The sequence below is a fragment of the Virgibacillus kimchii genome (assembly GCF_055379185.1).
This window is the reverse complement of record NZ_AP043951.1, coordinates 348,751-360,500: the sequence shown is the minus strand read 5'-3', so window position 1 is coordinate 360,500 and position 11,750 is coordinate 348,751. Positions and strand designations below refer to the sequence as shown.

Genomic DNA, 11,750 nt, shown 5'->3' with positions numbered 1-11,750 from the left:
CATGTATAACAACCTAACGTGCTTTAGAATATTGATTCCAATTGACTATGACTGAGTAATCATACTTTTGATTCATAACAGCCTCTATCATTTATTTATTATCATCCAGACTATTATCTCTGAAAGTTGTAACACAATTATCATTTTTGGCTATTGCTTATGGTATTTGCCGCTGGTAGGCTAATGTTAGGAGATGTTTTATTTTGTTATATTTTCACATATGTCAGGGATGGTAGTGATTTTATGTTTCCTGTTGAACGCCAAAATCGGATAAGAGAGCTTATTGCTGACAGGCATACAATGAAAATATCTGATCTGAGTAAAATACTTGGGGTTTCAGATATGACTATTCATCGTGATATTAAGCCTTTAATAGACGAAGGATATATTACGAAAACATTTGGAGGAATTTCACTCAAAAAGGCACCTGGCTTTCCCGATTTCTCTGAGGGAGATTGTATTGTTTGTCAAAAAGCGGTTAACGAAAAGTTAGCATACCGAATTATTCTACCCGGGGCAAAGATTGAAACAGCATGCTGCATCCATTGCGGATTTATTCGTCACCACCAGTTGCGGGAAGAACCAGTCCAGGCTATTTGCCGCGACTTTTTAATACAAACAACAGTCGATGCAACTGTCTCTTTCTATGTGATGGATACTTCCATTTGTATGGGCTGCTGTCAGCCGCAAGTACTTTCTTTCCATTTAAAGGAGCACGCAGAAAAATTTGTCAGAGGATTTGGTGGAGATGTCTATACATTTGAAGAAGCAATGGAAAAAAACGTGAAAAAAACAGCTGGTAAAGAATGTTAACATTCCGACCCGACAACGAATATATAAAAGGAGGAGACACACATTGAAAATAGGTAAATGGCTGCTGTTAAGTGCATTTTTATTATTGTTAACCGCTTGTGGCGGTTATAATATTGAAACCAATATGGCCCGTGACATAGAACCGTTTGAATTTACTACACAAGATAATGAAACACTCAGTCACGAGGACTTGGAAGGTGAATGGTGGATTGCAGACTTGATTTTCACAAATTGCACATCCGTTTGCATTCCGATGTCAAGTAACATGTCTTTGTTACAGGATAAAATAAAAGAAGAGAACCTGGATGTTCAACTTGTTTCTTTTACTGTTGATCCTGATTACGACAATCCCGATGTTTTAACCGAATATGCAAATGAATATGACGCTGATCTGGACAATTGGACGTTTCTGACAGGTTATGACTTTGAAACAATCAAGGAAATGTCAATCAAATCATTCCAGTCTCCTTTATTGGAACCACCAGAGGGCGATGACCAGTTTACACATGGTACAAGCTTCTTTCTTGTCAGCCCTGAAGGAGAAGTGCTTAAAAGATACAATGGTGTTGAGTCTTCGGAAACAGAGGTTATTATGGGTGATTTAAGAAGGGTGGCAGACGAGCTTTAGGCTGTCTGTTTATCACATGCTTACAAAAATGGAATAAAAAACAAAACAGATTGGAGAGAATCCCATGCAAAAGAAAATGGCTATGTTTGTCTTGCTGCTAATCCTTATTATCGGCCTGGCAGCATGCAATGGCAATGCGGAAACAGATGATAACGACAACATGGATGATCCGGAAGAAATGCCTGTCCTTGAAGTGGATCTGCAGGTCAATGACAGTGCAGAGCCAGGAGAAACTGTGGAAATGCTTGCTGAAGTAACATACGGAGATGAAACAGTTACAGATGCCGATGAGGTGGATTACGAGGTTTGGGAAAAAGGAGAACGGGATGACGGGTATTTTATAGAAGCTGAAAACCTGGGAGATGGAACTTACACTGCTGAGACCTCCTTTGACGAGGATGGAATCTATCATGTTCAGGTTCATGTCACGGCCAGAGACATGCATACTATGCCGCAACAGGAAGTGACAGTTGGTGAAGGTGGAGACTACTCCCATGTGGATGAAGATGAAGAAGATGATCACTGGTTGGATCATGAGGACATGCATCCGGATGATGAGGAAGACGATCATACAGATGATTAATCCTCTGCCCTGCTTTTTTAAAGCAGGGTTTTTTACATTCTAACCACATTTCCACTCTGGTGGAAATACAGCCCTTATGCGTGTAACTCAAAAGGCAGTGAACGGTACAGTTCACTGCCCTATAATAAATTATATTTTTATTTCTTTCCTTTTGCTTGATGATGGTATATTTAATTCCTCTCTGTATTTGGCCACCGTTCTGCGGGAGATGGTAATTCCTTTCTCCGTTTTAAAATAATCCGCAATCTTTTGATCGGAATATGGTTTATATTTATTTTCATTTTTAATATGTTCTTCCAATAGTAACTTTACTTTTGTCTGCGAAGCTTCTTCCCCGTTATCCGTATTCAATTTGGAAGTGAAAAAGATCCTGAATTCAAAAGTTCCCTTTGGTGTTTGAATAAATTTATTCATTGTCGCTCTGCTTACCGTGGATTCATGCATACCAATTTCATCTGCTACTTCCTTTAAAGTCAGTGGCTGCAACCCCGAAAAACCTTCTGTAAAAAAATCCTGCTGTTTTTTTATTATGGCTTGCGTGACTTTTAAAATTGTATTTCTACGCTGTTCCAGACTGCTTATGAGCATTTGGTAATTTTTATATTTATCTTTAATATATTTATTTAATCCATTATTATCCAGCGTATTATTATAGCTATAATCGAACTCTACTTTGGGCAAGTACTTATCATTTAAATAAACCTCCAGCCCGCCATCGGTTGCTTCCACAATAATATCCGGATTTACATACTCAATTGGCTTTTGATCCAAACGGCAAGGTTTCGGATTCAGGGAACGAATTAATTCAAAAGCTGTTTTTACTTCAGCCAATTCTATATTTAATGTCCTGGCGATTTCCTGCCACTTTTTGCTTGCCAGCTGCTCTAAATGATCTTTAATGATTAAGCCGGTGACAGTTGCTTCCGGATAATACGCCTTCACCTGCAAATAGAGACATTCAGCCAGGTTTCCCGCACCGACCCCTGCCGGTTCCAAGCTCTGCAACATGTTAATTCCGGAAGATACTTCTTCCTTATCCATACCAAGCTCCACCGCAATTTCGTCTGCCTGAAGCGGTAAATAACCATTTGCATCCAAATTAAGTACTAAATGATTCAGCAATGCCCTTTGGCTCGGAGTAACATCCAGCCAGGCAACCTGCTCCAATAATTCATCTCTTTCCCCTGTTTTTTCATCAGGCATGAAATCAATTGGATTTTTCGCTTCTGATCCTGTACTTTTTATTGGAATACTTCCTTTATCGTAATGATCGCCATCCCTGTCTTTCAGTTCAATTAGAGGGTTTTCCAGCTCCTGTTCCTGCAGATAATCATATAATTCCACTGTTGAATATTGTAATATTGCTATGGCTTGTCGCAATTCCATCGTCATGACCAAATTGAGTTTTTGTTTCTGTTGCAGTACCAGCTCCATAACAATCCCCCCCCTTGGAGCAATCAGTGTCATTCTGCTCTATATTATTATAATATAGCCTGTCGTTTTTTTATAGAATCATAGTTTAATATTCTGTATACGCTTACAAACCATTATAATATAAAATCGGACAAAATACAGCGTTTTTTTCGAATAAGAACAGAAGCTAACCTAAGATCTGCTCACAAAAGTTTATTCAAACGAATCGGGAATATGCTTACATCTATGTTTTGCGGCAATACTTTTAGGGGCAAATTACATATACTTTTTGATCTCCCGACAATGTTATCTGCAAATCTTTCTCCCTCTCACCATTCAAATAAAAGCTGTACTTCAATCGGTGTGAGGGAGGAGTATGATTGATGCTGGCGGAAAGATCATCGTTGCGGGGGTTAGATTACTGGATTTTCCCGAAATAACTTAAAAATAGGAAATAAGCATACCTCCCAAAGCCCCGGACAGTACAATCACCCATGGCGGCAATTTCCAATACACCAACATACTGAACAGGATAGCAGCGAGTGCAAAGTCAATTGGTGCAAGTATGGAGGTCGTCCATATCGGGTGGTAAAGCGCAGATATTAAGATACCTACAACCGAAGCATTTATGCCAAGTAATGCCCCTTTTACTTTCGGATTGCTTCGTAAAGCATCCCAAAATGGCAGTGTACCCAAAATGAGAAGGAATGCGGGTAAAAAGATTGCAAATGTAGCAAATAAACCGCCCTGCCACCCATTAATAACAGCGCCTATATATGCCGCAAAGGTAAATAGCGGTCCAGGCACTGCTTGAGCTGCACCATAACCTGCCAGAAATTCCTGTTCTGTTAACCAGCCTGTTGGAACAAATTCCTGTTCCAACAATGGCAATACAACATGCCCCCCGCCAAACACAAGAGATCCGGCGCGGTAAAAGCTGTCCAGCATGGCCACCCACTCTACAGATGTAAGGTTACGTATGATCGGCAGAACAATAAGTAACCCAAAGAATACAGTTAAACAAACATATCCTAAACGGCGTGAAACAGGAAATTGTGAAACAGCTTGCTCATCACCGGCTGTTTGCTGTCTGTAAAGCAGATAACCGACAACTCCCGCCAATAAAATGACAGCAATCTGGGTGTATGCTGTTTGCCATAATAACGTAACCACTAATGCAAACAATGCAATGGTTTTCCGTTGCAGATCCGGTGTTAACTTTTTAGCCATTCCTAATACTGCATGAGCAACAACGACAACGGCTACAATTTTTAATCCATCAATCCATCCGGCATCTTCTATTCCGAACGTATGAAGAAAAGAAGCAAATGTAATCAATGCAATTACGGAAGGGATTGTAAAGCCGAGAAATGATATAAAGCCACCTATTATTCCCCCGCGCATGACGCCAATACCAATTCCCACCTGACTGCTGGCAGGCCCGGGCAAAAACTGAGCAAGCGCAACGAGATCTGCATAGCTTTTTTCGTCCATCCATTTTCGTCTTCTAATATATTCTTCGTGAAAATAACCTAAATGTGCAATGGGACCTCCAAAAGAAGTCAACCCAAGCCTGGTGGAGACAATGAAGATTTCCAGCCATGTTCTAAGTTTATTGTCTTTTTTTGTATTCATTGATAGTGTTACCCCCTTCGATGTAACCTTTAATTTTTTTCAATCATTCATAGCTTGAGTACGACTTGGTGGAGGATATGTATTTGTATGAAGCTTACAGAAAGCTTTCTTCGTATTTTGTCTTCCGGTAATCAAAACTTGTAATCAGTCCAAAAAAATAGATTACCGATATCGACTTTCAATATCGGTAAATTTAACAAACTTTGTTTGGCAATTCAATAGCTTTTATGGATACTTAATAAATTTTACATTGTGTTAACAATCCTACTTCTTATCGCTTACCTTCTATTAGTTTCTAAATCTCCTGCCGGGCAAAAGAGCACTAGAAATATTTTATTACCGACGACGATTATAACTTACAAATAATCAAGCAAAGCTGTGGCAACAGAGAAGTAAATTAATAGCCCCAGAATATCATTTACCGTCGTAATGAATGGCCCCGAAGCTATCGCAGGATCCAGTTTTAATTTATTAATGATAAGCGGTACTGTGGAACCTATTATGGTAGCAATGCTCAACGTACAGAATATGGATACACCAACAATAAAAGCAAGCAATATATTCCCCTGGTATAATATTGTAATGATTACCCCAAGAACGACCATACAAATAAGCCCGAGCATAATACCGGTTCCAAATTCTCGGCGTATCATTTTCCCGACACTTCCTTTATGAATGGTTCCCAGTGCCAACCCGCGAACAGCAACGGCCAGCGACTGTGTCCCGGTATTTCCGGCGGAGTCCATAATAAGGGGAATAAATGCAGCCAATAAAACTATTGCTTCCAACGTTTCTTCAAAATGAACTATCACTTCTGCTGTGATCAAACCGAAATACATAAGCATGACAATCCATGGTGCCCGTTTCTTAGTGGCTGCAAATGCACTGACTTTCACATCTGTAGCTCCCACCTTCCTTGCTGGTTTTCTAATCAGCTTCACTTGCTTACAGTAACTCTTTTAGTTCTTCTCTTGAGTTAGTAGGAAGTATATCCACAAGATGTTTCAGCCCGATATTGTATATCAAAGCAAGACAAAAAGTATCCCTTTCAAAGTATTAATGCGTTAGTTTTTTAGCTGAGGTCCTTTCTTGACCACCTATTTTACTTCTAGTAACATACGGTTATCCAATCTGATTGACAATTACATTCATTCCAAATACGTTATGGAGAGTCATTTACTGTTGAAGAGAAAAGCGGGAGGGTTATCCATTGTATGATCTTCTATTCAAATTAAAAGAGAATATCTCTTATAAACAAATTACATTCTTTCTATTATTAATCGTCTGTTTTGCAGCATCTATCATATTTGTCCATCATAATTATGCGTTCTATGAGCGCCCCATAGCCGAAGTAATTAAAGTGGATTTAGTGGATCAGGAAGAAATAATAGATCAACACCAGAATGAAGACAAGCTATATACGCAGCAAATTGTAGCAGAATTAAAAAACGGCGACGAAAAAGGAGAATATATCCATTTAAATAATGAATACTCCACTTCCGGTGCTTATGATCAGAAGTATTCCAGAGGGGATGAATTATTTGTTTCGGTTGATGGGACTATGGATGAGAATACGGAGCTGACCGGAGAGATTACCGATGTTAAACGGGACAAATATCTCGTAGTTGTTTCCTGGGTTTTTATCTTTATATTACTTCTCGTCGGGAGAAAACAAGGGTTGTATTCCATTATCAGTTTGGCACTTAATGCAGTCCTGATCTCCTATGCACTGGACATTTATATTCATACGTCCAATATTAGCTTATTATTTATTATTGGTGTAAGCATTATTATATTTACAGTCATTTCTTTATTACTCGTTAATGGATTTAACGAGAAATCTTATGCAGCTATTGTGGCAACTTTGCTCGGTACCTTCCTCTCATTGATCATCACTTATGCTGTTTTGGGGATAACATCAGAACAAGGCATCCGGTTTGAAGAAATGTCGTTTTTAACCCGCCCGCCGCAAATGATTTTCATGGCAGGCCTATTAATTGGTTCCCTGGGAGCCGTCATGGACGTGGCCATCACAATGTCATCTTCCATATTTGGGATGTACGAAAAAAATAATAATATATCGGATAAAGTTCTCAAAGCTTCCGGATATGAAGTGGGAAAAGATATTATGGGCACCATGACAAATATCCTGTTTTTTGTCTATATCAGCGGATCCATTCCAATGATTCTCCTGTACTTGAAAAATTCCTTTGATGTGGGCTATACCTTTTCCATGAACCTTTCTTTGGAGTTGGCCCGAGCACTTGCCGGCGGTTTTGGTATCGTGCTGACCATTCCAATTGGAATCTATATATCTATTTTCTTTGTTAATCGAAAGAGGGATAGAACATGAATGCATTAGTTATCATGGCAGTTATATTGCTTTTATTAATGATCTTGATCGGTGGTAAAAAAGGAGCACGTTCATTTGGCGCCCTATTCCTGAACTTTGGTGTGCTTCTGCTTACTATTTTCTTTATGCTGGATGCAAGTGCTGACCCGATTATTTTGACCTTGATTGCCTGCATATTTATCGGCTACATTAATTTATTCTATATTAATGGCGTGAACGTAAAAACAAAAACCGCATTTTATTCTACCATGATTACCATTGTCGTCCTGCTGCTCCCTATTTATTTCATAACAGACAGCGCGATGGTCCAAGGGTTCAGTGAAGAAGAAATAAATGAACTTGCCGTATTTTCCCTTTATATTGAAGTTGATTTTGTAAGGATTGCTGTAGCTGTTGTTATTATGAGTACAATTGGCGCGCTTACGGATATTGCCATTTCCATTTCCTCACCCATGCAGGAAATATCAAATCAGAATCCGGCAGTTACTAAAAAGGATTTGTTTAAAGCAGGCTTAAGTATTGGAAGAGACCTGCTGGGTACAAGCGCCAATACATTGTTCTTTGCATTTTTCGGTGCTTTTTTAGGGTTGCTTATCTGGTTTAAAGATCTGGCCTATTCATTTGGAGAAATGGTAAATTCAAAAGTGTTTGCCGGTGAAATGCTGATTATATTATTTGCGGGAATTGGCATTGCCCTGATCATCCCAATCACCGCCTGGGCAACCGCACATTTTTTGATAGCCAAAAGAGATAAGGTAAAATAACAGGAAGATTATTGGCTGGGACGATCCTTTAAAGAAACTACAAACACATTATGAGGATAGAGCAACTCTCCCCCGGTTGGGGAATTAACTCCCTATTGCTGCAAGCATTTTCGGAGGCATAATGATCTCATTGATGAATTTTTCTCCTGATGTATTCTCCGTATACTTCCGGCATGAACACATAGTTTGTTTGGTTTTTCTCCGATAAAATGAGTAATGTCTCAGCCTCTTTTTATTCCTTTCACAACCCTCTGTGATTTTCTCCTTCAGTCTGTTGGCTTTGTGTATACTAGATAACAATAAATTTTCCTTAAACTTCCTGAATTGGAGTAAGGATAAAATAAAATCTTCCTCATAAATCGTAACAGTTACTGTTTACAAACCGTAATCATTACGGTATATTATAGTTATTCTAATTTTAACAAAGTGAGGAGATGGAGAATGAAGTTTGTTCAAGTCACTTTTATTTTAATTTTAATTAGTTTATTTATTTCAGGTTGTTCATCACAGGAAGCGTCATCCGACAGCAATGAAAATTCAAAGCTTGAAATTTATACATCCGTTTATCCTATACAGTATGCAGTGAAGGAAATCGCAGGAGATACTGCTGCAGTAGAAACTGTTTTTTCGCCAGGGACTGATGCGCATACTTACGAACCGACATCACAGGATATTATCTCCATAGCGGAAAGTGACGCTTTTATTTATATGGGGTCAAACATGGAGGCTTTTTCAACGTCAATAGCAGATGCATTGGAATCTCATGATGTAAAATTAATGGAATTGGGACAGTATGACGAATTGTTTTCCAGCAGCAACCATTACGCAAACCATGACCATTCTGAAGAGGATTCAGAACCGAAAGTTTTCATAGAAGGTTTATCGGATCATTATCATAGCGGTGATTCTATCAATCTGACAGCAAGGATACAGGGGAAAGTTGAACACGACCATTTACATTGGTATGTATTAAATCCGGATGAAGAAGAATGGGAAGTGATTGACGGAGAAACATCGGATTACCTTGAAAGGGAAACGGAAATGGATGGGCAGCAAATAAAGGTCGTGCTTTATGGAGATGATCATGAGGTGACGGCAGAGTCAGAGCCGGTAAGCATCATCATTGATGATCATGAAGAGGATCACCACCAAGGAGACGATAGTCATGAACATGAAGACCATCATCACGGAGATGACTCACAGGGTGAAGAAGAAAACAGGACCGTGGAGTTAGAAGGTGTTTCCAGCCATTATCACACCGGTGATTCTATCAATCTGACAGCAAAGCTGGATGAAACGGATGCGTATGATCATTTACATTGGTTTACATTAAACCCAAATGCAGAAGAATGGACAGTAGTTGATGGAGAGACTTCAAACAACTTTGAAAGTGAAGCGGAAATAGACGGTCAGCAAATAAAAGCCGTTTTTTATGATGAAGATCATGAAGTTGTTGCAGAATCAGAAACGGTAACCATCATTATTGACGACCATGACGGTGATCTTAATCCGCATATTTGGATTGACCCATTACGTATGATAACAGCAGCTGAAATCATTAAAGATCAACTTGTTGAAATGAATCCGTCGGAAAAAGAATTGTACAATAAGAATTTTGAAGCTTTAAAAGAAAGACTGACTGAACTGGATATGAATTATACAGAACTATTATCAGATAAAGAAAATAAATCGATCATTGTAGCCCATGCTGCATTTGGCTATTGGGAAGAGCGTTATGGTATAAACCAGATTCCGATTAGTGGCTTGTCTTCAAGTGACGAGCCGTCTCAGAGACAGTTGACGGAAATTATTAACCAGTCTAAAGAACATGATTTAGACTACGTTCTATTTGAACAAAACACATCGAATCGATTGGCGGAGGTCATTCAGGAGGAGATAGGAGCACAATCTCTGACGCTGCATAATCTTGAGGTGCTTACCCAAAACGATATTGATAAAGAAGAAGATTATTTCACCCTGATGGAGCGTAATTTGGAAGTATTGGACGCAGCAACAGAATAAATATGAAAAAATATATTTGCAGTTCCTTATCATGTGTTGCCATGATAAGGAACTCTTTTAGCTTCTTTTTATTATTACAATAATAAACTTCTTATAGGATTTCAGGTAACGAAGCATTTCCTGAATGAATAGGGTTCTACATTAACGCCGAAATAAACATCGTAGCAATTCCAAAATAAATCAGCAGCGATAAAATGTCGTTTATCGTCGTAATGAGCGGGCCTGATGCCACAGCTGGATCCACATTAAATTTGTATAAAACAAGTGGGATAATCGTTCCGGCAAGTGTTCCAATAATTAATGTGATCAGGAGAGAGCTCCCTACGACAATCCCCAGAGTTAAGCTTCCCTGCCAAATATAAGCGATAACTGAAATTAATATCCCACAGGTAATCCCTATCAGGATGCCTACCCAAAGTTCCCGAAGTATAAGTTTTACTACTTGCTTAAAGGATAAATCCTCTGTTGTCAGCCCCCGCACAACCACAGCCAGTGACTGGGTTCCTGTATTTCCCGTCATCCCTGCAATAAGTGGCATAAAAAAAGCTAAAGCAACAACTGTTTCCAAGGTATCTTCAAAGCCGCTTATTATGCTGCCGGATACCAAACCTATAAATAGAAGCAGAATTAACCAGGGGAGCCTGCGACCGGCGGCTATTAGCGGTTTAGTATGAAAATCAATAGCTTTGCCGGATGCGGACAATTTTTCAATATCCTCATTCGCTTCCTGGAATACAACATCAATAATATCGTCAACGGTGACGACTCCAACCAATGTATTGTCCTCTTCCACGATTGGCAGGGAAACAAAATCATAACGGCTGATTAGTTTTGCAACTTCCTCCTGGTCTGTACGTACATCAGCTTTTACAAGGCTTGTGAACATGATATTATCAATTTTATCCTGAATATCAGCGAGAATTAAATCCCTGTAGGATACCACACCAACTAGTTTCTTTTCTTCATCAATGACATACAAATAGTTCAGGTACTCGGCGAGCTCTGCAAAATCCTTCAGTTTATCTACAGCCTGTCTTACTGTATAATCCCTCGGTATCCAGACAAGACGGTTATTCATGATTCTTCCAGCTGTTTCGGGGGGATAAGTCATCATGTTCCGGACTATCTGCATTTCTTCCTCGTTCATCCCGGACAACAATTCTTCCATACGTTCCGGTTCCAACCGGGACAACAACCCTGCAAGATCGTCATTTTCCATTAAATCCAGTACTTTGGATGAACGCTCTATACCCAATTTATGCAGGAATTCCAATTGATCCTCTTCTTTTAACTCCCCGATCAGCCGCTTCATTTCTTCCATCGACAAGAAAAGAATAAATTTATTTCTATGTTTAGCAGGAATACGCACATACTGCTGAGCCATATCATAAGGCTGCAGCTGCTCCATAATTTCCTGAAAACGGGATGTATCCAATTCTTTCAGTGATTGAATTATAGCAACTGTTATTTCGTCTTCCGTCATACCTAATGACATACCTATTCCCCCTGAAGGCTGAAAACATTTCACCTTAGTTTGCA

Annotated in this window: 9 protein-coding genes and 1 pseudogene; 6 read left to right on the top strand and 4 right to left on the bottom strand. The window is 39.3% G+C overall.

The window, feature by feature from the left end:
• Positions 1 to 183: 183 nt before the first annotated feature.
• The 3 genes from ACZ42C_RS01920 to ACZ42C_RS01910 all read left to right on the top strand — a co-directional run bounded on the left by ACZ42C_RS01920 (position 184) and on the right by ACZ42C_RS01910 (position 2,024).
• On the top strand, positions 184 to 813 hold the full coding sequence (locus ACZ42C_RS01920) for a DeoR family transcriptional regulator (RefSeq protein ID WP_464891318.1): 630 nt from the start codon (positions 184 to 186) through the stop codon (positions 811 to 813).
• 43 nt (positions 814 to 856) lie between these two features.
• Complete coding sequence (locus ACZ42C_RS01915; RefSeq protein WP_461180971.1) at positions 857 to 1,441, top strand: SCO family protein; 585 nt, start codon at positions 857 to 859, stop codon at positions 1,439 to 1,441.
• 64 nt (positions 1,442 to 1,505) lie between these two features.
• On the top strand, positions 1,506 to 2,024 hold the full coding sequence (locus ACZ42C_RS01910; RefSeq protein ID WP_461180972.1) for a FixH family protein: 519 nt from the start codon (positions 1,506 to 1,508) through the stop codon (positions 2,022 to 2,024).
• 129 nt (positions 2,025 to 2,153) lie between these two features.
• Here the strand turns inward: ACZ42C_RS01910 and rpoN are convergent, their stop codons facing one another.
• The 3 genes and pseudogenes from rpoN to ACZ42C_RS01895 form a co-directional block, all read right to left on the bottom strand.
• Entirely contained in the window at positions 2,154 to 3,458 is a 1,305-nt protein-coding gene (gene rpoN / locus ACZ42C_RS01905; RefSeq protein WP_461180973.1) for an RNA polymerase factor sigma-54, read from the bottom strand.
• 420 nt (positions 3,459 to 3,878) lie between these two features.
• Positions 3,879 to 5,072, bottom strand: coding sequence for a chromate transporter (locus tag ACZ42C_RS01900; RefSeq protein WP_461180974.1), 1,194 nt, complete (start codon positions 5,070 to 5,072; stop codon positions 3,879 to 3,881).
• A gap of 356 nt (positions 5,073 to 5,428) precedes the next feature.
• A pseudogene (locus ACZ42C_RS01895) lies at positions 5,429 to 5,980 on the bottom strand (magnesium transporter); the annotation flags it as partial.
• A gap of 302 nt (positions 5,981 to 6,282) precedes the next feature.
• Between ACZ42C_RS01895 and ACZ42C_RS01890 the strand changes: the two are divergent.
• The 3 genes from ACZ42C_RS01890 to ACZ42C_RS01880 all read left to right on the top strand — a co-directional run bounded on the left by ACZ42C_RS01890 (position 6,283) and on the right by ACZ42C_RS01880 (position 10,211).
• Positions 6,283 to 7,425 carry a YibE/F family protein gene (locus tag ACZ42C_RS01890; protein WP_461180975.1) on the top strand — a complete coding sequence of 381 codons (1,143 nt, stop codon included), beginning with the start codon at positions 6,283 to 6,285 and terminating at the stop codon, positions 7,423 to 7,425.
• On the top strand, positions 7,422 to 8,189 hold the full coding sequence (locus ACZ42C_RS01885) for a YibE/F family protein (RefSeq protein ID WP_461180976.1): 768 nt from the start codon (positions 7,422 to 7,424) through the stop codon (positions 8,187 to 8,189). Before ACZ42C_RS01890 ends, ACZ42C_RS01885 begins: the two co-directional genes overlap by 4 nt.
• A gap of 441 nt (positions 8,190 to 8,630) precedes the next feature.
• Positions 8,631 to 10,211 (top strand): metal ABC transporter solute-binding protein, Zn/Mn family, encoded by a 1,581-nt coding sequence (locus ACZ42C_RS01880; RefSeq protein ID WP_461180977.1) that lies wholly within the window; start codon positions 8,631 to 8,633, stop codon positions 10,209 to 10,211.
• Positions 10,212 to 10,347: 136 nt separating this feature from the next.
• On the opposite strand, the gene mgtE is transcribed toward ACZ42C_RS01880, so the two are convergent.
• Positions 10,348 to 11,706 carry a magnesium transporter gene (gene mgtE, locus ACZ42C_RS01875; RefSeq protein WP_461180978.1) on the bottom strand — a complete coding sequence of 453 codons (1,359 nt, stop codon included), beginning with the start codon at positions 11,704 to 11,706 and terminating at the stop codon, positions 10,348 to 10,350.
• Between the last annotated feature and the right edge of the window lie 44 nt (positions 11,707 to 11,750).